27 protein-coding genes and 1 tRNA gene are annotated in these 19,666 nt (G+C 54.5%); 8 read left to right on the top strand and 20 right to left on the bottom strand.

The window, feature by feature from the left end; all coding sequences use genetic code 11:
• Positions 1-46: 46 nt before the first annotated feature.
• Both hisB and CLH62_RS07515 read right to left on the bottom strand, forming a co-directional pair.
• The gene (gene hisB, locus CLH62_RS07510) at positions 47-640 is read right to left on the bottom strand and encodes an imidazoleglycerol-phosphate dehydratase HisB (RefSeq protein ID WP_007153401.1); all 594 of its coding nucleotides are present in this window, start codon (positions 638-640) and stop codon (positions 47-49) included.
• Between the two features lie 116 nt (positions 641-756).
• Positions 757-1,218: an SRPBCC family protein gene (locus CLH62_RS07515; RefSeq protein WP_099617468.1), complete on the bottom strand. Its 462-nt coding sequence runs from the start codon at positions 1,216-1,218 to the stop codon at positions 757-759.
• A gap of 194 nt (positions 1,219-1,412) precedes the next feature.
• Here CLH62_RS07515 and CLH62_RS07520 point away from each other — a divergent pair, with 194 nt between their 5' ends.
• From CLH62_RS07520 to CLH62_RS07535, 4 genes are all read left to right on the top strand, one after another.
• The gene (locus tag CLH62_RS07520) at positions 1,413-3,575 is read left to right on the top strand and encodes an AsmA family protein (RefSeq protein WP_099617469.1); all 2,163 of its coding nucleotides are present in this window, start codon (positions 1,413-1,415) and stop codon (positions 3,573-3,575) included.
• Positions 3,575-4,642, top strand: coding sequence for an A/G-specific adenine glycosylase (mutY, locus tag CLH62_RS07525; protein WP_099617470.1), 1,068 nt, complete (start codon positions 3,575-3,577; stop codon positions 4,640-4,642). Before CLH62_RS07520 ends, mutY begins: the two co-directional genes overlap by 1 nt.
• A gap of 75 nt (positions 4,643-4,717) precedes the next feature.
• Positions 4,718-4,990, top strand: a complete 273-nt coding sequence (locus CLH62_RS07530) for an oxidative damage protection protein (RefSeq protein ID WP_099617471.1) — start codon at positions 4,718-4,720, stop codon at positions 4,988-4,990.
• A gap of 121 nt (positions 4,991-5,111) precedes the next feature.
• Positions 5,112-5,187, top strand: a tRNA-Phe gene (locus tag CLH62_RS07535).
• Positions 5,188-5,257: 70 nt separating this feature from the next.
• On the opposite strand, the gene CLH62_RS07540 is transcribed toward CLH62_RS07535, so the two are convergent.
• The 14 genes from CLH62_RS07540 to CLH62_RS07605 all read right to left on the bottom strand — a co-directional run bounded on the left by CLH62_RS07540 (position 5,258) and on the right by CLH62_RS07605 (position 13,462).
• The gene (locus CLH62_RS07540; RefSeq protein ID WP_099617472.1) at positions 5,258-5,440 is read right to left on the bottom strand and encodes a hypothetical protein; all 183 of its coding nucleotides are present in this window, start codon (positions 5,438-5,440) and stop codon (positions 5,258-5,260) included.
• A gap of 33 nt (positions 5,441-5,473) precedes the next feature.
• Positions 5,474-6,448 (bottom strand): phage integrase, encoded by a 975-nt coding sequence (locus CLH62_RS07545; protein WP_099617473.1) that lies wholly within the window; start codon positions 6,446-6,448, stop codon positions 5,474-5,476.
• The gene (locus CLH62_RS07550; RefSeq protein ID WP_099617474.1) at positions 6,445-7,710 is read right to left on the bottom strand and encodes a hypothetical protein; all 1,266 of its coding nucleotides are present in this window, start codon (positions 7,708-7,710) and stop codon (positions 6,445-6,447) included. Before CLH62_RS07550 ends, CLH62_RS07545 begins: the two co-directional genes overlap by 4 nt.
• A 117-nt stretch (positions 7,711-7,827) precedes the next feature.
• Complete coding sequence (locus CLH62_RS07555; protein WP_099617475.1) at positions 7,828-8,991, bottom strand: zonular occludens toxin domain-containing protein; 1,164 nt, start codon at positions 8,989-8,991, stop codon at positions 7,828-7,830.
• Between the two features lie 18 nt (positions 8,992-9,009).
• Positions 9,010-9,273 carry a DUF2523 family protein gene (locus tag CLH62_RS07560; RefSeq protein ID WP_099617476.1) on the bottom strand — a complete coding sequence of 88 codons (264 nt, stop codon included), beginning with the start codon at positions 9,271-9,273 and terminating at the stop codon, positions 9,010-9,012.
• 2 nt (positions 9,274-9,275) lie between these two features.
• On the bottom strand, positions 9,276-10,697 hold the full coding sequence (locus CLH62_RS07565; RefSeq protein WP_143752362.1) for a hypothetical protein: 1,422 nt from the start codon (positions 10,695-10,697) through the stop codon (positions 9,276-9,278).
• A 57-nt stretch (positions 10,698-10,754) separates the two neighbouring features.
• On the bottom strand, positions 10,755-10,997 hold the full coding sequence (locus CLH62_RS07570) for a hypothetical protein (protein WP_099617478.1): 243 nt from the start codon (positions 10,995-10,997) through the stop codon (positions 10,755-10,757).
• 5 nt (positions 10,998-11,002) lie between these two features.
• Positions 11,003-11,212 (bottom strand): hypothetical protein, encoded by a 210-nt coding sequence (locus tag CLH62_RS07575; protein WP_099617479.1) that lies wholly within the window; start codon positions 11,210-11,212, stop codon positions 11,003-11,005.
• A gap of 20 nt (positions 11,213-11,232) precedes the next feature.
• Positions 11,233-11,529, bottom strand: a complete 297-nt coding sequence (locus tag CLH62_RS07580; protein WP_048496293.1) for a hypothetical protein — start codon at positions 11,527-11,529, stop codon at positions 11,233-11,235.
• A gap of 404 nt (positions 11,530-11,933) precedes the next feature.
• Entirely contained in the window at positions 11,934-12,200 is a 267-nt protein-coding gene (locus CLH62_RS07585; RefSeq protein WP_048496294.1) for a hypothetical protein, read from the bottom strand.
• The gene (locus tag CLH62_RS07590) at positions 12,197-12,526 is read right to left on the bottom strand and encodes a hypothetical protein (RefSeq protein ID WP_099617480.1); all 330 of its coding nucleotides are present in this window, start codon (positions 12,524-12,526) and stop codon (positions 12,197-12,199) included. Before CLH62_RS07590 ends, CLH62_RS07585 begins: the two co-directional genes overlap by 4 nt.
• Positions 12,523-12,801: a hypothetical protein gene (locus tag CLH62_RS07595; RefSeq protein WP_099617481.1), complete on the bottom strand. Its 279-nt coding sequence runs from the start codon at positions 12,799-12,801 to the stop codon at positions 12,523-12,525. Before CLH62_RS07595 ends, CLH62_RS07590 begins: the two co-directional genes overlap by 4 nt.
• Entirely contained in the window at positions 12,798-13,262 is a 465-nt protein-coding gene (locus CLH62_RS07600) for a hypothetical protein (protein WP_099617482.1), read from the bottom strand. Before CLH62_RS07600 ends, CLH62_RS07595 begins: the two co-directional genes overlap by 4 nt.
• Positions 13,259-13,462, bottom strand: coding sequence for a hypothetical protein (locus tag CLH62_RS07605; RefSeq protein ID WP_099617483.1), 204 nt, complete (start codon positions 13,460-13,462; stop codon positions 13,259-13,261). Before CLH62_RS07605 ends, CLH62_RS07600 begins: the two co-directional genes overlap by 4 nt.
• Before the next feature lie 94 nt (positions 13,463-13,556).
• Between CLH62_RS07605 and CLH62_RS07610 the strand changes: the two genes are divergently transcribed.
• The 3 genes from CLH62_RS07610 (at position 13,557) to CLH62_RS07615 (ending at position 15,728) form a co-directional block, all read left to right on the top strand.
• On the top strand, positions 13,557-13,832 hold the full coding sequence (locus tag CLH62_RS07610; RefSeq protein ID WP_143752363.1) for a transcriptional regulator: 276 nt from the start codon (positions 13,557-13,559) through the stop codon (positions 13,830-13,832).
• A 308-nt stretch (positions 13,833-14,140) separates the two neighbouring features.
• Positions 14,141-14,515, top strand: a complete 375-nt coding sequence (locus tag CLH62_RS20950; protein WP_143752364.1) for an SIR2 family protein — start codon at positions 14,141-14,143, stop codon at positions 14,513-14,515.
• Between the two features lie 40 nt (positions 14,516-14,555).
• Positions 14,556-15,728, top strand: a complete 1,173-nt coding sequence (locus tag CLH62_RS07615) for an SIR2 family NAD-dependent protein deacylase (RefSeq protein ID WP_170005765.1) — start codon at positions 14,556-14,558, stop codon at positions 15,726-15,728.
• A 39-nt stretch (positions 15,729-15,767) separates the two neighbouring features.
• On the opposite strand, the gene CLH62_RS07620 is transcribed toward CLH62_RS07615, so the two are convergent.
• Positions 15,768-16,523 carry a DUF2726 domain-containing protein gene (locus tag CLH62_RS07620; protein ID WP_099617486.1) on the bottom strand — a complete coding sequence of 252 codons (756 nt, stop codon included), beginning with the start codon at positions 16,521-16,523 and terminating at the stop codon, positions 15,768-15,770.
• Between the two features lie 114 nt (positions 16,524-16,637).
• Between CLH62_RS07620 and CLH62_RS07625 the strand changes: the two genes are divergently transcribed.
• On the top strand, positions 16,638-16,907 hold the full coding sequence (locus CLH62_RS07625; protein WP_099617658.1) for a type II toxin-antitoxin system Phd/YefM family antitoxin: 270 nt from the start codon (positions 16,638-16,640) through the stop codon (positions 16,905-16,907).
• Between the two features lie 43 nt (positions 16,908-16,950).
• Here the strand turns inward: CLH62_RS07625 and CLH62_RS07630 are convergent, their stop codons facing one another.
• The 3 genes from CLH62_RS07630 to CLH62_RS07640 form a co-directional block, all read right to left on the bottom strand.
• Complete coding sequence (locus CLH62_RS07630; protein WP_170005766.1) at positions 16,951-17,391, bottom strand: type II toxin-antitoxin system death-on-curing family toxin; 441 nt, start codon at positions 17,389-17,391, stop codon at positions 16,951-16,953.
• Between the two features lie 602 nt (positions 17,392-17,993).
• The gene (locus CLH62_RS07635) at positions 17,994-18,983 is read right to left on the bottom strand and encodes an aldo/keto reductase (RefSeq protein ID WP_099617488.1); all 990 of its coding nucleotides are present in this window, start codon (positions 18,981-18,983) and stop codon (positions 17,994-17,996) included.
• A gap of 168 nt (positions 18,984-19,151) precedes the next feature.
• Positions 19,152-19,592 (bottom strand): universal stress protein, encoded by a 441-nt coding sequence (locus CLH62_RS07640; protein ID WP_099617489.1) that lies wholly within the window; start codon positions 19,590-19,592, stop codon positions 19,152-19,154.
• Positions 19,593-19,666: the final 74 nt, after the last annotated feature.

Below are 19,666 nucleotides of genomic sequence, written 5' to 3' on the forward strand. Positions count from 1 at the left end.
GTCCTTGGGTGACCGGTTTCAGCGAGCCTTTTTTCAACGAGCCCGTTTACAATGAACCTTTGGTGGACGGAGTAATACCCGCCATGCGCTCGTCCATTTCGATGGCCATACGCAGGGCGCGGCCAAAGGCCTTGAACACCGTTTCTATCTGGTGATGGGTGTTCTTGCCCTTCAGATTGTCAATGTGCAGGGTCACCATGGAGTGGTTCACGAAACCGTGGAAGAACTCCTCGAACAGGTCCACATCGAAGCCACCTACCGCACCGCGGGTGTAAGGTACGTCCATCATCAGTCCGGGACGGCCGGACAGATCAATCACGACACGGGAAAGGGCTTCATCCAGCGGGACATAGGCGTGGCCATAGCGGCGGATGCCTTTTTTGTCACCCACGGCCTGCTTGAAAGCCTGGCCCAGGGTGATACCGATGTCTTCCACGGTGTGGTGATCATCAATGTGCAGGTCGCCCTTCGAAACGATGTTCAGATCCACCAGGCCGTGGCGAGCAATCTGGTCCATCATGTGCTCCAGAAAGGGCACGCCGGTGTCAAAGCTGGATTTGCCGGTACCGTCGAGGTCGATCTCAACGGTGATCTGGGTTTCAAGGGTATTTCGTTCTACCCGAGCCTTACGTTCGGCCATGGGGACTCCGTGACAATTGAGCGGCATAACGCCGGAAAGAATCTATCCGGCGATTATACCTTTTATGTCCGCCTGAGTCCCACAACCGGTTTAATCGCTTCGATAGCAAAGCGCGGTTAAAACGCCTTCTTGAGGTTCTTCATGTAGGTATCCACGAGGCTGTTGAACTCGTGTTTGATCACAGGGCTGATTGCCAGTTTCAGCAGGCTGGGCAGCGGCAAGGTAAGTTCAGCGCTGGTCTGGAATTTCACCGCCGTGGCCGTTTCGCCCTTGGCCTTGATGGTCCAGGAGCCGCTCACAACCCCATTGCCCTCACCTTTAACCGGCTCCCAGGTAACCTTGCCGGCGTCTTTATCCGAGTAATATTTGCAGGCATACACGGACTGGATCGCGTGTTTGTCCACTCCCACCTTTTCCATCTCCCAGCGGTAGGCGTTATCGCCAAGGTCTGTCAGTTTGTGGACCTTCGGAAAGTGGCTGGCAGAGCGTGGCACATCCGCCAGCAGATCAAACACTTCATCGTAGCTCCCCGGTATTTCAAGCTCCCGGTTCAGCTCAATCGAAACGGTTATAGCCACAGCCAACTCCTTTTTGTGTTTATAGGTGTAAATGTAGTCGGAAAATTGAGGACGTGTATTTTGGCCCAACACTAAGGCATTGTCATACTCCCGCGCTGTTAATTTGTTAACCCTGCGTTATCCTTTAGGCAATTAGCGTCAGGATTCGTCACGAAAGCCTGCAAGCTCCCAACATTAGGAAGGAAGCCTGAATTATGAAAGCCGTCCGTTATGTGCTGATCGCCATCGTTGCGTTGGTCATACTTGCCGTGGCCGCCGTTGCCATCGCCATGGCCGTGATCGACCCCAACGACTACAAACCCCAGATTGAGCAGGCCGTTGAGAAGCAGTCCAACCTCGACCTGATTCTTGACGGTGACATCGGCTGGTCTTTCATTCCCCTCGGCCTGGAGCTGAACAATGTGGAAGCCAACCTGGAGGGCGACCGGCTGGTTGCCTTGGACAGACTGGTGGCACAGGTGGATTTCTGGTCGCTGATCGCCATGTCCCCGCAGGTGGACACCTTTGTGCTCGACGGTCTGGATGCCCGCCTGGTGGTTGATGAGCAGGGCGTGGGTAACTGGACGCGGGTCATGCCCCAGAAGACTGCGGATGAGGCAGCCGGGCAACCTCCTGGTGCGCAGGATGAGCAGCCGCAGGAAGACCCGGGAGCCGGTGGGGAGCCTCTCAACTTCAATGTGGAAAATGTTCAGATCAGCAACGCCCAGGTGAGCTACACCGACAAGGCCACTGGCCAGACCGTGACTCTGGAGGACTTCACCGTCAATGCCAGCAACATCACCCTGGGCTCCGAGTTCCCGCTAGAGATCGGATTCCGGGTAGCCACCACCAAGCCGACTCTTGAAGTTGATGGCAGTATCAGTGCCCGCCTCGCGGCCAATGAGGCGCTAAACGAATTCGCCGTATCCGGCCTGAAAGCCGTATTCGACATGACGGGCGAACCATTCGGGGGCAAAGAGGTCACGGCTGAGCTCGGCGGTTCTGCCAAGGCAAACCTCGAAACCGAAACCGCAACCCTGAGCGACTTCACTGCCAGCCTTGCCAACCTGTCTCTCAGTACCGCGCTGAGCATTGACGGATTTGGTGACAAGCCGACTCTGAGCGGTGAAGTAACGATCGCGGAGTTCTCCCTCAGGGAACTGCTGGATAACCTCGGCCAGCCGGCCGTTGAAACCAGCGACCCGGAGGTACTGAAAGCACTTGCCTTCTCCACCAAAATTGGCGGGCCGGCCGGCAAGGTGGAACTTTCCGACCTGACTTTCATGCTGGATGACACTACCTTCCAAGGCTCTGGCAGCTACACCCTCGCCGACACCGGCATCGTGTTCGATCTGCAGGGCGACCAGCTGAACGCAGACCGCTACCTCCCGCCTGAAGCAGAGGGTGAAGCAGAGCAGGCGCCAGCTGCAGAAGATACCGCAGGCGGCCCCGAAAGCGATCTGCTGCCACTGGAAACGCTCCGAAGCCTGCTGCTGGACATTGATCTGGGGCTTGGCCAACTGGTCGTCAGCAACCTGACCATCAACGAGATTAAAGCCAGCACCACCGCGAAGAGTGGACTCCTGAAAGTGGATGAATTCAGCGGCAAGCTCTACGAAGGCAGCTTCGGCGCCAACGTCACCATCGATGCCCGGAGCGACAACCCGAAGTGGACCATTGGTTCAGACGTTACCAGTGTGCAGACTCTGCCCCTGCTCGCCGATCTGGCTGAAGTGACCATGCTTGCCGGTGGCGCCAACCTGAAAGTGAACGCCACCACCACTGGTAACCGCATCTCGGCCCTGCGCCGCAATGCCGATGGCCAGATCAGCTTCAACCTGGCGGAGGGCGAGTTCCGCCGGCTGAACCTGACCCGCATGGCCTGCCAGGGTATTGCCCTGGCCAACCAGGAAGAGCTGACCACAACAGACTGGGGCACCAGCACACCGTTCAATGACATGCGCGGAACGCTCGACATCAATGGCAACACCCTGAATAACACTGACCTGCTGGCCTCACTGGCCGGCATGCGGCTCGAAGGCGAAGGCACCATCGACATGCAGCAAAGCCTGCTGGATTACGAGGCTGGGCTTCGCGTCGTGGGCGAGATTCACCGGGATAACGCCTGCCGGGTGACCGAGTATGTGAAAAATGCGGTTATACCGGTGGAGTGCCGTGGCAACTTCTCGGAAGACCCCGCCAGCCTGTGCTCCTTCGATGGTTCCCGCTTCCGGGATACCCTGCAGACCATAGCCAAAAACGCCGCCAGGGCGAAAGTTGATGAAAAAGTAGACGAGGCAAAGGACAAAGCCGAGGAAAAGGTGAAAGAGAAGCTGCAGGACAAGGTTGGCGACAAACTCAAGGGCCTGTTCAACTGATGCCCGACCGCGTCGCCGGAAAACTGCTGCAATGGTACGACAGTCACGGCAGGCATGACCTGCCGTGGCACCACAACCGGAATGCCTACCGGGTGTGGGTTTCGGAAATCATGTTGCAGCAAACCCAGGTAACCACCGTTATCCCCTACTTTGAAGCGTTTATGGAACGTTTCCCGGACGTACACGCCCTGGCTGGGGCACCGGTAGACGACGTGCTCAGCCACTGGTCTGGCCTTGGCTATTACGCCCGGGCCCGGAACCTGCAAAAAGCCGCACAAGCGGTCGTTCATGACTTCGGTGGTGAGTTTCCCCAAACCCAGGAAGAACTGCAGTCTTTAGCCGGAATCGGTCGCTCAACCGCAGCCGCGATACTGGCCCAGGCGTTCGGCATTCGCGCCGCCATCCTGGACGGCAACGTAAAACGGGTGCTGGCCCGCTATCACGCCATCCCCGGCTGGCCTGGCCAGACCGCCGTGCTAAACCAACTCTGGCAACGGGCCGAGGAACATACTCCGGAACAACGGGTGCGTGATTACACCCAGGGCATCATGGATCTGGGCGCCATGGTGTGCACCCGCAGGCGTCCTTCCTGCGACAGCTGCCCTTTGCAATTCGGCTGCAGCGCCTTTGCCCAGGGCGAAACTGCTCTCTACCCGGGCTCCAAACCCAGGAAGGCCAAACCGGAAAAGACCACCTGGATGGTGATCCTGGAAGACGGCGAAGGACGCATCCTGCTGGAACGCCGGCCCCCGAACGGCATCTGGGGTGGCCTATGGAGCCTTCCCGAAATCGACCCGGCCTATGGGGCCGATGAGCTTCAGGAAGCCTGCGAGCAGAGCCTGGGGCTCGATTGCGGAGAGCCGGAGCTGGTCAGCGGCTTCCGGCACACCTTCTCCCATTACCACCTGCACATTCAGCCGGCCCGCCTGAGCGTAACTGGCGGAGCCAACACCGTTGCAGACAGGGATCACCTGAAGTGGCTGCACCGCCATGAAGCCCTGAATCTCGGGCTACCGGCACCGATTCGCTCGCTGCTCACAGAGCCTGAGCAAGCCGCCCTGCTTTGAGGTGGCCCGCTTGCGCCTTCAGCCGCAACGATCTGTTATCATCACCGCCAGTACCATTTGCCAACAGGAGCCAAAATGAGCCGTACCGTTTTCTGCCGCAAATACCAGAAAGAACTGGAAGGCCTGGATTTCCCGCCCATGCCCGGCGCAAAGGGCCAGGACATTTTCGAGAACGTATCCAAGCAGGCCTGGGAAGAATGGCAGGCCCAGCAGACCATGCTCATCAACGAAAAACACCTGAGCCTGATGGACCCGAACACCCGCAAATACCTGCAGGCGCAAATGCAGCACTTTTTCAACAACGAGCCTTTCGACAAGGCCGAAGGCTACGTGCCGCCAGAGCAGTAAAGCCGGATTGATCAAAGCCTGAGCAACCCTGAAAAGATTCAGAAATTTTTGTGGCTCAGCCTTGACTCAAAACATCGAAACCGGTTTAATAGCGCCCCGTTGCATAGCAGTCGCGCAACACGCCCGGATAGCTCAGTTGGTAGAGCAGGGGATTGAAAATCCCCGTGTCGGTGGTTCGATTCCGCCTCCGGGCACCAAGATTCAATGACTTAGCCCGCCTTGTGCGGGCTTTGTTGTTTCTGGTGTCCACGAAGTGTCCACGCAGAATTATGGCCTGTGTGAATGGCTAGCATCAGAGTCCATTTCTTCCTCCATAAGCCCGCGCTCATAAAGAGCTTTCTGAAGTGCAGAGTAATTGGTGGGCGTTGGATCTTCGTTGTAGGTCTCTTGCGCAATGTGGGCCTCCTCACACTTCCGGTGCCACTTCTCAAGACTTTCTGATGTGCTCATTTTCACCTCCGCGTTTTTAACTACCTATTAACCCTAACTGATCACCAATGGGTTTATCTCAACAACTTTCTGCATGAATTGTGGCGAAAGATGACTGTACCTCATGGTGAGCTTGATATCGGAGTGCCCGAGGATTTTTTGAAGGGTAAGAATATCACCACCTCTCATAATGAAATGACTGGCGAACGTGTGCCGGCAGACGTGAGTTAGCTGACCTTTCGGGAGATCGATTCCGGCCCTCTCGATAGCTTTTCTGAATGCAGCGCTGCAGCTGACGAAAGGCACTTCTTCTGTTAACTCTTCATAGAGCCACTTCGAGATAGGAACGCTCCTGGACTTTCCGGACTTCGTGTAGTTGTAAGTTACCCGGTAAGGCGTGAAGTTTGACCTGGTAACGCCCTCCGCTTCTGACCACCTGGCACCAGTTGCCAGAGCCAGTCGGGTGACGTGGTAAAGGCTGGGATTTGAAGATGCCTTGCACTCTTCCAAGAGGCGGGTTATTTGCTCCTGGGAAAGAAACGCCAGCTCTTGCTCATCCAGTTTGTACTTCCGCAGCTTTTTTAACGGGTTTTCGTGTTTCCATTCGCCTTGTCGGATCAGCTCATTAAAGACCGCGCTCAGGTAAGTGTGTTCGTGATTCAAGGTGTTCTCCCCTACCCCGTCGTTTTCCATCCTGAGACGGCGATAGGTGGCGAAATCGGAGACCTTGAAAGACGTTGCCCTTGGGTTGCGTAGCCGATCAGCCATCGCATCCAGTTTCCGTTTTCGTTTTTCTCCATCCTTCAGGGTGTGGCCGTGGGCGTCGTACCATTGCTGAATAAGATCTTTGAGGCGCCGGCGATCCTTTGAAGGATTCCAGATCTGATCCTCCGATTTCCGAAGCAACAGGTGTTGTTCATAGCGCTTGGCTTCTGCCTTGCTATCGAAGCTTTTTCTGATGCGCTTGGAACCGCGTCCATCCTGGCGGATATCAACCTGCCATCGTCCCGACGGTAGTTTCCTGATCATGCGGCCACCTTGGTCAGCAGTCGTCGCCTTATGAGCCCATCCTGGACGAGCTGGAACAGCTCATTCTCGTAGATCTCCCTTCTCCGGTAGTAGTTGCAGAGATCCTCCCATAGTCCGGATTTCTTGAGGCAGTCCCAGGCCTGGCGTGGGTTAAACCGGTTGCGTGCGTAAATGGACAGGAGATTGCCAAAGGCCAGGGAGACGTTCTTTTCGTTGCCGCAACCGGGTTCCTTTTTTGCGCGTTTGTACAGCAGATCCGGGGCTGAATAGCCGAAGCCGATGTCTTCCCGGAGCTTGGTCCAGATGGGATGCACCCATTCCCGTTTGACCTCGTAGCGGTTGCTCTGAAGGGCATACTTCCAGAGACCGGTGAGGTGCGGTACCGCATCCATGTAGGTGTAGATGGGCTTCATGTTCGGCGTGCCCTGGGAGATCTCATTGACGATCCGGTGATGGAACCGGATTTCCAGACGCCAGACGGGCTTTTCAGGGTCATAGCAGGTGTCCGGGAAACACTCTTCGTTGCTGGCGCATTCCCAGATACTTTCCATGAAGGCGCGTTTGTCGGAGACGTCGATTTCCCTGGACTTGTCGTACAGACACACCTGCAGGCTGTTGGCCTTGCCGAAGGTGTAGGTTTCGCCTCGTCCGTTGACAGTGGAGCCTTCCAGGCCTTTGAAGTGCAGGTCACTGATGCCGTTGTGAACGCTGACGGTTTTGGCGCGGGTGACGAAGTGCTGCGGCAGATCCTGGGATGGTTCCCAGCCCTGGAAGTCGACGGCCAGGTGTAGGGCAATGCCAACGGGTTTGATCCCTTTCAGGAAGTACATGCCCCACTCTGCCAGCTCGTCGTGAATCTCCTGGCTGGAGCGCTCGTAGAGCCATCGGGGGGACGTTTCAATCTTGACGTGCGTGCCCTGGGTGTCCGCTTCGGCGTAGAAGTTCTGCAGCAGGATCGTTAAGCCATACTCCCGATTCTGGAGAATGTACTTAAAACCCCCTCGTCGGCCGGACTGGAGCCGGAACGGGATGTTTCGGATGGTGAGGGTGGCGTCGTAGCCGGACTCGTATTCGGTGGCGATGTCAGCAAGGATTTCCGGTTTCAGTCTGCCCTGGAACAATTGTCTTACTGTGTCGGTGCCGGTCCAGAGGACGTTGACGTTTTTCAGGTTCACCTGCTGGCCTTCGGGACCGATGAACAGGTCCCCTTTGCCGATTTCTCCGGTGGTGGTATCGATTCGTTCGAAGTCTTTGATTTTCATCTGTGGCTCACTGTGGTTCAAAGTGGTTAAAAATCGACTACCGTCGTTTTCTATGAGACGTGTTACAGGGACGTCTCCAAGCCGCTGCGCGGCGCGTGGTGGTCGCTCCGCTCGCACTCACGCGCCGTCGCCTTCCTTGTGGGGCAGTGCTGACTCCAGGTAAGAAGACCGGGATTGCCGGTCATCATCGGTCCGCGCAGGTTCCCGGAAGCTGTAATAGGTCACGAGCTTGCCCTGGATCACGCAGAAGGGTTCCCCGGTTTTAAGGAACCGGGCGCAGTTCCTGGAATGGATCTTCCGGGTGCCGGTTTCGCCCCAGATCCAGTAAACGTTGTTCACTTCGCCGACGATCCGCCATTGGTTGGAGAGCGGAAGCCAGCCGGGTTCGATTTCGTGCCTGACCTGGTGTGGTGCCCTGCCCTCAAGGCTGGCCCTGGCGGCCCGGGTTTGTTGGGCCAGCTGGGCGTTCTGGGTGGCGCTGACCGGTTGCTGATTGGTACCTGGTATTGATGGTTGGGTTGCCCGTGTTGCTTCGTCGGTGTGTTCTTCGGGGCTGAAGTAGGCAACGGCCTTCCAGACACCGGCGACCATGATCAGGATCGCCAGCGGAATGCCGAACTTGATTAAGGGGTGTTTGAGGACGTTGGCCCGGTCGTCGGCTTTCTCTTCCATGCCGGCGGCGAAGTCGGTTTTGTTCCGGGTGTGGCTCTTGTAGTACTGGTAGATGTCCGGCTTGTAGGAGCCGTAGAGCTGGCGCATGGGTTTGCCGGGCTTCTGGCCGGTGGCGGCCCCCATGTAGACATCGACCCGGTATTTGTTCTTCTGGCCGATGGCGGTGAGTTTGACCGCTCGATAGGTTTCTTCCACCAGGCCACGCACGAAGGCACAGAGCTGAGCGAGGTCCTGGGTGACGAGGACAATTTCGTTGGTGCGCCCGTCAGGCCCTACGTTGTGCCGGTGTTCGGTGAAGAACTCTTTCTGGCATTGCGGGATGTTGGTGGCCTTCATGCCGCTTTTCCAGAAACGCCAGGCTTCATCGATGATCCAGATCACCCCGGCCGGGTGGCGTTCCAGGTCGAAGAAGGTGGGGTCGTCTTCGGCCTCTTTGTTGTCGAAGATCGTGACTTTGCCTTTCGGGTAGTCATCCGAGAGGCGGCCCAGTTTTAGCGGGATGTTGGTGATGATGTGTCTTCCGGCTTCCAGGGACGGGATCACGACGTTTTCGACGACGCCGTAACTCTTCCCCGATCCTGGTAGGCCTGAGTAACCGACGATGGACATGGCTTTCTCTGACCTCCCTTACCCGATGAACGGGATTCTGCGGAGGATGAAGCGGGCCATCAGCGCGGTCATCATGGCGGTGATGCCGTAATCGAATTCGAAGATCGTGAGGAAGTACAGCAACTGGCCGCCGAGGCCGTCGAAAAGGCCCTGGAGATCCACAATGTCGATTTCCGGTATCCAGGTGAGCATGAGTTCGACGGCATCGACCAGCAGGCCGTACAGCTGGCGCGGTATCCACAGAACGATATCAATGAGTGCGTCGAGCAGTTTCTGGATCATGGTCAGGCCCTCAGGAAGACGAAGACGGCGGCCAGGGTCCAGACGGCGACAAAGAGCATGGACAACAGGCCGCGATGGTCGTCCAGGATCTGGCAGTGGCTATCAATGGGCATGGCCTGCCAGTAGTCGGTCGCCGGGATGGTCCACACCGGACAGGTGTTGTTGCTGGCCACGGTGGGGATGGTGGTGACGGCGTTGATGGTCGGGTTGTTGGTGATGGCCAGCTGCAGGCGTTCGCTGCTTTCGGCGAAGGTGGGGGCATCCCCGAGACCGTCGGTGCTGTAACCGCCGTCGGGGCCATCGTTCATTTCTTTCAGGGTATCGGCGGTGTCTTTGGTGTTTTGTTTGATGTCGGCCAGGTCGCCCAGGTAATCCTCGCCGTCGGGGTTCTTGAGGCCTTCACCGGAACCGGAGGAGCCACCACCGGCCAGTTCGCCGTTCTTGCCCATCTGTTCCAGGGAGGAGACGTTCTTTGCGATGTCCTTGACGGCATTTTCGATCTTGCCCAGGTGTTCGTTGGAGGTGTCGGTTTTGGCGTTGCCCTCCTGGATGGCCTTCTCGACGTTATCCAGGCCCTTCTCCACCGATTCCGGATCGTTCTCGCGCTGGTATTCGTCGGGTTCGCCGTCGCCATCGGTATCGGTGTTCGGTTCTTCCGGGGTGTCGGGTTCTTCGGGTTTGTTGGTCAGGGGCTCACAGACGAATCCGTAGTCGTCGACCACGGAGATGGAGTCCCCCTTGCACTCGGGGACGCCGTAGTCTTTGGGCAGGCAACGGACTTCCCCGTTAACAATACCGATCTGGCCTTCGGCACTGCCGCTGCACTGGTCGATGTCTCCGCAGAAGGAGACCGGTGGTTTGCCGTAACCCAGGACGATTTCGCCCCGGTAGTTGTCGCTTCCGGCATTGCATTCGTTATCGTCTTCGGGGGGTGGTAGGCAGGCGCCGTTGAGCATGCCGTGTTCGCATTCGGGCTGGCAGATCCCGGAGACGGGGTCATGAGCCAGGCCGTTCTCTTTACATTGTTCCGGGGTCTGATCCTCAACTTCACAACGGGGCTGGGCGTCTTCGCCGGCATCGGTCCAGCCCGTCTCGCATTGACATTCTCCTAGCGGCTGTTCCCCGGTGATGTGGTTTTTTTCGTGCATGAACGCCGCGGTGCATTCTTCCTTTTTATAGAAATACTGGTTTCGGACACCCCAGCCATCCGCAAAAAAATCATAAAAGGCGGGGTAAATATCGGAGGTGTTTTCTGTATTTTGCTTCTGAACACAATCAACCTCCGGAGTACCATAACTCGAGGCTGAATAGTCCTGGCAAGCGGCCAGCGCATCGGCGCTGTTCTCGAAATAAAACTGCAACGCTTGCGCCGGCAGGGGGCAGCAGAGCCACAGGATCAGACATCCTTGAACAGATAGACGCATAGTGCGGCTCCCATCATGAAGAATGTCCAGTCCCACAGCTCTGCCATTGGTGCTCTCCTACTTGATCATGCTCAGCAGGAGTCGGGCACCCTTGCGCACGACGTAGAAGCCGGCCAGGACACCCACGACCGCGATCACGCCGGTGATTTCACCGGAGAAGTCGAGGCCACCGGTAACGGTGGACCAGTCGGCGGCGTTGGCGGCGGAAGCGCCCAGGAAGGTCATGGGCACGGCTGCGAATTTGGCAGCGGGTTTTACGAAGCGGCGGGCTTGAGCCGCCTGGAACTTGATGGCATTCATAGTGTTTACCTCAGCATTTTCAGGAGTTGACGGCCGCCCCATGCGACCGCCATGAGTGGCAAGGTCACGGTGAAGCCCTGGAAGATGGCTTCAGTGATCATTGCCGCGGTGTACTCGACGGGGGCCGTGTACACCACCTGGGTGATGGCGCCGGTGCAGTCCCAGCCTGAAGCTGTGAGTGTCCAGTCGCCGTCACACAGGATTGCTTTGCTCACGGGTCAGTCTCCTGTTCCCGTTAAGCGGATTTCTTGATGGGTTCCTGGGGCTTGAGCTCCAGGGCCTTGAAGGTGATCTTGCCGCCCTGCCCGGCTTTCATTTGGGCCTTGACGGTGAACATGGCCGGGAGGCGTTCGGCGTGGTTGCGCAGCTGGTCGATGTGCTTCCAGTCGCAGGCGATTTTCATGACTTCGTTGCCGACGCGGTTGTCGTCGTCCGCTTCAGCGGGGGAATAGGCCCACAGGGAGCCACCACGGTTGCCGTCAATGTCGTAGCGGGTGGCGCCGATGATCATGAGGTTCAGGTAGTTTTCCATTGCTTGTGTCCTCTGGTTTCGTTGGGTGTTGCTGTTGCTTGGGTTGCTGTTGGCCTTCCATTTCCAGGTGGGAAATCAGGAAGGATGTTGAATATTCGACATTAGTTTTCGTTGCTGCCTTTCCTGGTGGTGATGGTGAAAAGGGTTTGAGCTGTGTGTTGCGACCCCTTCGGGGCGGGCTCTACTCGCTGCGCTCCTGGCCACTAAGGTGGCCACCCTTACGGGTAACGATCCCTGTCGCCTGCCGCGCTCCGCTTGCCTCCTGTGCTCATGGTTCGGAATCAAGGGGCGGGCGTCCTCCCCCGACATCCTCACCACTCCGGATGCGCACTGTGGACCAGCCAGAGCCCGCCACAAGGCCAGGGGGCCTGCGGCCCTGGCGCTGCGCGCCAGCCTTGCAGCGGTCACTGCCCGGCCCCCTTTTCGTGCGCGAGTGGTGACGATGACGGGGGCGGACTCGAAGGCTTTTCAGGGGGTTGGTCCTGAGTGCCAAAGGTCGGGCAGCCAGCCTCCAGCCAGGCCGTCAGGACGGAACCGCCGAGGGTCCAGAGATCCGTTCCCCGTTGGATGGCTTCCTGTTGCAGCTGGAGGTAGATGGAGGACGGGGCGCAGACGTAGAAACGGCGCTCTTTGTCTTCCACCTGGTCTTTTCTGGGTGGGATATGGCTCATGGTTGCGTCTCCGTGACGTTGGGAAGATCCAGGTGGCCACAGTCCCAGGCGTCCCGCAGTTGTATAAGGCGGTCAAAGGCCGGGCTGTGATGGCCGCTGGCTTCCAGTTCGTGGATCAGGGCGTCGGTGAAGCCGGCTTTGCAGCGGGCCATGTAGTCGCACGGGTAATCGGTGCGCACTTCCTGCAGGTGGCTTAGCTGGTGCAGGAGATTGTCAAAAAGGCCTTCCAGGGCCTGGGCAGTGAGCGCAGAGGACGGACGAGGGCCCTGGAAGGCAAAACTGGCCGCGTTGATGGCTTTGGTGGCGTCGTGGCGGTGGAATCTCATGCGGCGGCCCTCAGTGCCTGGCAGGCTTGGCCGAGCGCCCAGGCTTCGAAATCCACAACGGTGTGCTGCAGCGTGAAGCGGGACAGGGCGTTGACGCAGTCCATGGTGTAGTTGAACAGGTCGTCGTCGAGCTCGTTGAAGGCGTCGGCCATGCCGAGCAGTTTGGTGATGCTGTCGCAATAGGCATCCCACTCACCGGCTTTGTGGAGGTGTACGGCGACGCTGACGACGGACTGAATGCTTTGCTGTTTGCGCTGACGGAGGGCCGGAGTCATACGTAGGCCTCCAGGCGAATGCCTTTATAGAGTTGACCCGGTAACGCACCGCAGGCGAACAGCTGTTCACGACGAAGCACCACCGACTCCGGGAGAGAACCTTTGACGCTTTGGAAGTAGTCCAGGTAGGCATCGAGCCTGGCGCGGATCTTGAGGGACTTCGCGTTGTCGTTGAAGCGGACGGCGTCGCCGTTCACTGGACGCTGTTCTATATAAGGAGAGACGAAGGACCAGCCAGCGGCACCGTTGACACGATCACCGCCAACCGCCATCCACTGACGGCCTGAGGCGCTGACAGCCAGCGTACCAGGAGCGACCATGCGGGCCGGGCCGAGGCGATCGGCGCGGGCTACACACTTAGCGCCATCGAAGAAGAAGATCTTGCCCCATTCGATACCAGTAGAGGCGCTGAGCTCAAGGTATTCGGCCCTGATCTGGCCAGCACGGTTAAGACGCTTCATTGCCAGTCCTCCTGTTCGAGTGCCGCCTGAGAGAGCAAGGCGATGTTCACCATCCGAACCCGGCCCACCTTCAGAGACGGGAGGTGGCCTTTTTCGATCTGGCCCCGGACCTGCCCTTCCGTTAAACCGGTGAGCTGGGCGTATCGGTCCTGGGTCATGACCGGGGTTGCTAGCAAGATGATTGGTTTCTGCTCGTCCACTGTTTTGCACTCTGCTACACTGAATTACACACTCATTTGTGGTGACCTCATTTTTAGGTACACCTTATTTCTAAGTATACTTAGGGCTAAGTACATGTCAAGCGAACTAGCAAAAAAAGTTCGACTGATTCGGGAGGCCGAGACGAGCGGAAGAGCCGAATTCTGCGAAATTATTGGCGTTGCGAAAAAGACGCTCGAGGGAATGGAGCAAACAGGACGAATACCGCGAGGAGATTTGCTCGAGAAGGTTTGTCAGACCTGGCCGAAATACACACTTTGGCTAATGACCGGCAAGACCGACGAGTCATGCGGCCAGATCGACCCAGAAACGGAAGTTGCTAGAAGAGAACACAGCCTGAAAACAGGATAGGTTTCAGCCTGGCGGCAAGAATCGCCAGCGCTTGGTATGTAAACCGAAGAAGGGAAGTACAAAAACAAGAGGGCTGGCCGTCGTAGTGTGCGGTGGCGGTTTCAGGCGACATATTAACAAAGCGAACTTAGACCTGAGCTAGATTTCAATACTGATGAGTGATCAGCTCTATAAATTTCATAATTAAATAGTGTAAAAATATAACCTCCAGGAAATTAAAAGTAAGGTTCGGATAATCATTGAGATAAAAAAGTTTCGTTTGTGTTGGTAAAAACCTTAAAAAACCAACTATGAAAGGACGGCAGAGGATGGATTTCGAAGAAGATTTGGCTAGACACCTATCAGTATTCCCAAGCTCCCCTATTTTATTCATTGGATCCGGAATGTCACGCAGATATCTGGGACTTGACGATTGGGAAGGTCTACTAAAGCGATTCTGTGAGCTTACCCAAAAGAGCTATCATTTCTATAAATCCTCCGCAAATGGAAGTCTCCCACTAGCAGCAACTGAACTGGCAAAAGACTTTAATACTATCTGGTTTTCCGAGGACGAATACTCTGAAAGCAGAAAAAATTTTGAAGAAGAGTGCGACAGAATAGACTCCCCTTTAAAATATGAAATATCCAAATACATTTTAGCAAACAGCAAACAGCAAACCAAAAGATCTTCCAGTAAACCTTGAACGTGAGATAACTCTATTATCGAAATCCGTAATTGACGGCGTGATAACCACAAACTGGGACACTTTTTTAGAAGAAACTTTCCAAAAAAGCAAAACATTTATAGGTCAAGATGAATTAATATTCGGAAATCCTCAGGGAATAAGTGAAATCTACAAAATCCACGGTAGCGCAACAAACCCCAATTCGCTTATCCTTACCGAAGAGGATTATAAAAATTTCGAAGATAGAAATGCGTATCTAGCATCAAAGCTACTAACTATATTTGTAGAGCATCCGATTATATTCTTGGGATATTCGTTATCAGACCCAAACATACAGAGAATCATCAAGGAAATAGTAAGATGCATCCCAAGTGATAAAACAGACGAACTCAGGGATCGGTTCATTTTCGTAGAGTATACTCCCGGCCAAAAGCCTAAGCTTGAGAACTCAACATATCACGTCGAATCAACACCAATTATAATAAAACAAATAAAAACTGAATCTTTTGAAGAAATATTCTCTGCACTAACATCTCTTAGAAGAAGATTTCCTGCACATATACTTAGACAACTTAAAGAGCAGGTTTATGATTTAGTAATACACAATGATCCCCAGGGAAAACTATTCGTAAAAGACATTGATGGAACGGATGAAGATCGACCTAAGGAAGTAGTATTTGGCGTTGGTGCAATATCTAAAATGCAGGCAACTGGATACAAAGGTTTAGACCGGCTAGACTTGATTAGAGACTGCGTTTTCAACACAAACGGGTATGATCCTTTCAGTGTCGTCACAGACACTCTGCAAAAGATATGCAAGGGAAATGCATACATACCTATATTTAAATACCTAAAAGAATCAAATCTTGTAGAACGTAACGGAAAACTCAAAGATCCTTACAATATCTACAAAGGAATAGCCGACAGATTCTATGTTTCTCCAAGCCAGTTTAGATCTAAAGGATATCTAGAAAATCAGGCCAATAAGCTCGATATAGAAAATACCAAACTAATCGAAATAGAAAGATCAGAGGGCCCAGAAACAATGGTCAAGCTAGCGCCTTACAAAAGCCCGGATGAAATTGACCTAAAGTATCTTAAAGATTTTATGAAATCCCACTTCGAGGAATATAGCGAAGCCAAACATATGACCTCTCATTTTTGCAAGCTAGCTTGTTATCTTGACTATATAGAAAACTATTATAATATATTCAAAAAGCCTACAAACTAATACTGAGGACAAAAACTGGGACAGATTGATTTCTCCAGGCTAACCGCTACTCTTTAGCCAAGCAGTGTCAGCGATAGGAAGAAGCTTTCGGCATTTAGGATACCGAGAACACGCCATGACCTCGGTTCCAGCATGCTTACCTGAGCGAACCCGTTTCTTAACCATGGGAGCATAGCAGCGCGGGCAAAACCTTTCCGGTGCTTCCTCAACGCGAGACGCAGAAATAGACTCTACACCTGAACCTTTGCTTTCTTCACTTTGAGCGATCGTCTCGTCAGTGGGCAAATTAGCCTGATCTAACCCCATAGCTCTTTGGAGATCCGCAGTGGTATAGCTGCGTTTAGCTTTGAACCGAACGAGGGGCAATCCTGCAGCTTCGAACGCGTTATCTAGAAAGGAATCACGCTCCTTTCTCTTGGCCGAGTCATGCGACTTATCATCCAGCTCAACCGCCCAAACCGGCTTAAAGGTTTTGCGTTCCACTATGACAATGTCGATGTGCCGGCTTTTAATTCGATTTCGAAACGAGTGCCAGGCCTGCCGATCCAGCCCTGGTTTGACAGAGATAAGATCTTCAACTCTAACTTTCCCAAAAAGCCTGTAGCGATCTGCAGGTAGAGCAAGCTCAAGGACCTGATAGAAGGACCCTTCCGCTTCTGTCATTAAGCGTTCTCGACGTTGATAGGGATACTCAACTCGGACCTTTTTAGCGAGCGGTGACAGCGGAGAAGCGATTAAAAAGATAATGACCGCGAGCACGGCCAGGGGGATCAGATACAACAGTCCATCGAACACAGGATCACCTAAACCTTTTCAATTCCTTATAAGGCCATAGATAGTAGCCTATATTTCTTCCTGTTCGCCAACCGAATTAGGGTTGAACAGGTGTCAACAATGAGGAGAAAGGAGATGGAAAACCTACCTGCGACGCTTAAGGCCACAATTTCGGAATTGAAGGCAAATCCGAATAAGGTGCTCGACCAGGCCAGGCATGAGCCAGTTGTAATTTTAAGTAAGAACAAGCCCTGGGCATACCTGGTGCCCATCGAAACTTTCGAACAGATGCAAGAAGAGATTGACGACTACCGGCTTTTGAGAGTGGCCCACGAAAGACAGGGCGATGACGCGGTCTCGATAACACTGGATGAACTAAGAGCAGGAGTACCAAACAAGCGCTAAATCTAGACTGTGCAGTGATCAAGGATAGCGATCAAACACAGATCTAGAATATTAACCGGAGCTGTTCGCCGAGATCAGCACGCTCTTCATCAGATAGCTCCCTGGAGTAATCATCCAGGATCTGTGCTAGCGATTCCTGGTCAACAAGGTCGTTCGCTAACTTTTCGAAAATATCGACCAACTGCCATTGGCTTATTTCAAGCTGATAGCCATTAATCAGGAGAAAGACGTGTGTGCTAATAGCAGCGGTTCGTTTGTTCGCATTTGCAAACGCATGGTTTTTCGCTAGACCAAAACCGAGCGATGCAGCAAGGTCAAATATATCGCTTTCTTGGTCATAGTAGCGGGTAACGCCGGGACGGGAACATGCGGACTCAAGACTACCCCAGTCAGCAACGTGCTTCTGCTCGGCTGGAGTATATAAATCAATTTGTTCGTCGTGGAGTGTTCGGACTTGCTCAGCCGTGAGGTAACGAACTTCCAATGTCGCCTCCGGCAGAGATTAGCGTTTAGCTAGTTCCTTGTAAGCCTCAGAATACTGTTCATGAGACTTAGCAGATGCCGCTTTGATGAGGGCCAGGTGATCACCTGAGAGCGGCTTTGCATTCTTGAATGGGCGCCGTTTCCTAACGACCACTTCCTGGCAGTCGATTTGCTTAGCTACTGACATGACTGCACCTCCTGCTCACTGTGCCTAAATTAGCACAACACTAAATCGAGCCACAGATTCTGAAGGGTTACGGATCAAAAAACAACCACAACCGACCCATATCCACCACAGAATCACCGACTGGTCCTTTAATATATAGGCTCGTTGGCACCTGAATACAATACGTAGAAGGTGACAGAATGTGTCCCCAAGGCGTCCACGCAATTGCGCTTTTAAGTGGTTATATATGGGTCTGATTTTCTGTAAGTGACTGATTGTGTAGTAAAGTGGTTTATTGAGTAGTTCTCACACAGGATTGAAAATCCCCGTGTCGGTGGTTCGATTCCGCCTCCGGGCACCAAGATTCAATAACTTAGCCCGCCCTTCTGCGGGCTTTGTTGTTTTCGTGCGGTAATTTCCAAGCAATAAACCGGAAACTACCGTGTTGGCGGCGCCATGAACTCAGGCCCGACCGGATCTTCAATGCATCGCGCCAGAATCTCATCGATCGCGTCAAACGCTTCCCGGTCCAGAGACCAGCCGTCGATGTCATCAACCGGATCGAGTTGCTCAGGCCTGCGTGCGCCCCAAAGTGCTGTTGTGACACCGGGCTGATCAACAAGCCAGCGAAGTGCCAATGCCAGTACGTTCTTCTGATAACGTTCGCGGGCAAACGCATCCAGTTCCGTCACGGCTCTCAGGTATTGGCGATAGCGCTCGCCCTGGAACTTGGGGTCGTTCTGCCGCAGATCGTCGCCGTTGAACTGCGTATCATCACGCATTTTGCCCGTCAGCAGCCCGCGGCAAAGTCCGCCGTAAGTAATGGTCGCAATACCCTGTTCACGGCAAAATGGCAGGATATCCTTTTCGATCTCCCGCTCAAACAGATTATAAGGCGGTTGAGCGCTATGCAGGGGTGCACTCTTGCGGAATTCTTCCATCTGAGCGGGGGTAAAATTACTGACACCGATTGCTCGGATCTTCCCCGCACGGTAGAGATTTTCCAGCGCCCGGGCGGTTTCTTCCATGGGTGTCTGCGGGTCTGGCCAATGGACTTGATAAATGTCGATCCGATCCGTCTGGAGGCGTTTCAGGGAATCCTCAACCTCCTGCTCAATACGAGCCGCAGTCGCATCGCGCCAGACCTTGTCATGGTCGGCGTTCCAGTTCAGCGCCACCTTCGTGGCGAGGGCAACCTGATCACGCTTACCGCCAGCCAGAGCCTTGCCGACAATCTCTTCCGAGCGGCCAAACCCGTAGACCGGGGCGGTATCGATCAGGCCAATGCCCTTGTCGATCGCCCTGTGAATGGTATCGATAGACTGGGTTTCATCTGTACCGCCCCACATCCAGCCACCAATGGCCCAGGTCCCCAGGCCAACCGGTGTCACCTCGATATCCGTGTTTCCGAACGTTCGGGTATCCATACATCCTCCCGTTTCAGTTGAATGATTGTCTGTTTTGCGAGCAGCAGCGTACTCACGGCCGCATCTTAACTGGTTACCAGGCAGCGCCCATCACCAAATAAATAAACCTGTGCCGGGAAACAAAAAACCGCGATCAAAGTCGCGGTTTTTTGGGCAGCAGAACTGGTGTTATTCGCTTACAACGGTCACCGGCCCAGAGGCATGCCGAACAACCTTTTCGCTGATACTACCCAGAGTGAGGCTTCGCACCAGGGAGTGGCCGCGCCGCCCCAAAAACAGGTGAGTGCCGGGGTTATTTTCCATATATTCGATGATTTCCTTGGCAGGGTCACCTTTAAGAAGGACCTCTTCGGCAGGGTCGACCATCCCATTTACAGCCTTTTTCGCAGCATCGAATACTTCGCGCCCGTAACTTTTCGCCTCTTCCTCGAGCTCACTCGGCCAAACGCCACTGACCACCAGTTTCTCTACCTTTGTACCCGGAAACACGGCTAACAACTTGAGTGTTTGACCGGTAGCTTGAGCCAGTTCGGCTGCCATTCTTGCAGCGTGTAACGAATGTTCTGAACCGTCACAAGCGACCACAATGCTCGGAGTCCCGTTGGCCATGGTCCCCTCTCCTTTTGTATTGGATGTGCAATCAACATAACATTGATGCGAAGGTCGGATGGTTGACTCACGTC

This window comes from Marinobacter guineae (assembly GCF_002744735.1).
In the GTDB taxonomy this organism is placed as follows: domain Bacteria; phylum Pseudomonadota; class Gammaproteobacteria; order Pseudomonadales; family Oleiphilaceae; genus Marinobacter; species Marinobacter guineae.

What these genes read in the sequence shown, in the direction of transcription:
- CLH62_RS07570 (WP_099617478.1), bottom strand. Translation starts at nt 10,997, where the DNA reads ATGAATGCCATCAAGTTCCAGGCGGCTCAAGCCCGCCGCTTCGTAAAA.
- CLH62_RS07565 (WP_143752362.1), bottom strand. Translation starts at nt 10,697, where the DNA reads ATGCGTCTATCTGTTCAAGGATGTCTGATCCTGTGGCTCTGCTGCCCC.
- CLH62_RS07520 (WP_099617469.1), top strand. Translation starts at nt 1,413, where the DNA reads ATGAAAGCCGTCCGTTATGTGCTGATCGCCATCGTTGCGTTGGTCATA.
- CLH62_RS07640 (WP_099617489.1), bottom strand. Translation starts at nt 19,592, where the DNA reads ATGGCCAACGGGACTCCGAGCATTGTGGTCGCTTGTGACGGTTCAGAA.
- CLH62_RS07545 (WP_099617473.1), bottom strand. Translation starts at nt 6,448, where the DNA reads ATGATCAGGAAACTACCGTCGGGACGATGGCAGGTTGATATCCGCCAG.
- CLH62_RS07530 (WP_099617471.1), top strand. Translation starts at nt 4,718, where the DNA reads ATGAGCCGTACCGTTTTCTGCCGCAAATACCAGAAAGAACTGGAAGGC.
- mutY (WP_099617470.1), top strand. Translation starts at nt 3,575, where the DNA reads ATGCCCGACCGCGTCGCCGGAAAACTGCTGCAATGGTACGACAGTCAC.
- CLH62_RS07590 (WP_099617480.1), bottom strand. Translation starts at nt 12,526, where the DNA reads ATGAGATTCCACCGCCACGACGCCACCAAAGCCATCAACGCGGCCAGT.
- CLH62_RS07555 (WP_099617475.1), bottom strand. Translation starts at nt 8,991, where the DNA reads ATGTCCATCGTCGGTTACTCAGGCCTACCAGGATCGGGGAAGAGTTAC.
- CLH62_RS07600 (WP_099617482.1), bottom strand. Translation starts at nt 13,262, where the DNA reads ATGAAGCGTCTTAACCGTGCTGGCCAGATCAGGGCCGAATACCTTGAG.
- CLH62_RS07560 (WP_099617476.1), bottom strand. Translation starts at nt 9,273, where the DNA reads ATGATCCAGAAACTGCTCGACGCACTCATTGATATCGTTCTGTGGATA.
- CLH62_RS07610 (WP_143752363.1), top strand. Translation starts at nt 13,557, where the DNA reads ATGTCAAGCGAACTAGCAAAAAAAGTTCGACTGATTCGGGAGGCCGAG.
- CLH62_RS07585 (WP_048496294.1), bottom strand. Translation starts at nt 12,200, where the DNA reads ATGAGCCATATCCCACCCAGAAAAGACCAGGTGGAAGACAAAGAGCGC.
- CLH62_RS07540 (WP_099617472.1), bottom strand. Translation starts at nt 5,440, where the DNA reads ATGAGCACATCAGAAAGTCTTGAGAAGTGGCACCGGAAGTGTGAGGAG.
- CLH62_RS07595 (WP_099617481.1), bottom strand. Translation starts at nt 12,801, where the DNA reads ATGACTCCGGCCCTCCGTCAGCGCAAACAGCAAAGCATTCAGTCCGTC.
- hisB (WP_007153401.1), bottom strand. Translation starts at nt 640, where the DNA reads ATGGCCGAACGTAAGGCTCGGGTAGAACGAAATACCCTTGAAACCCAG.
- CLH62_RS07580 (WP_048496293.1), bottom strand. Translation starts at nt 11,529, where the DNA reads ATGGAAAACTACCTGAACCTCATGATCATCGGCGCCACCCGCTACGAC.
- CLH62_RS07635 (WP_099617488.1), bottom strand. Translation starts at nt 18,983, where the DNA reads ATGGATACCCGAACGTTCGGAAACACGGATATCGAGGTGACACCGGTT.
- CLH62_RS07550 (WP_099617474.1), bottom strand. Translation starts at nt 7,710, where the DNA reads ATGAAAATCAAAGACTTCGAACGAATCGATACCACCACCGGAGAAATC.
- CLH62_RS20950 (WP_143752364.1), top strand. Translation starts at nt 14,141, where the DNA reads ATGGATTTCGAAGAAGATTTGGCTAGACACCTATCAGTATTCCCAAGC.
- CLH62_RS07625 (WP_099617658.1), top strand. Translation starts at nt 16,638, where the DNA reads ATGGAAAACCTACCTGCGACGCTTAAGGCCACAATTTCGGAATTGAAG.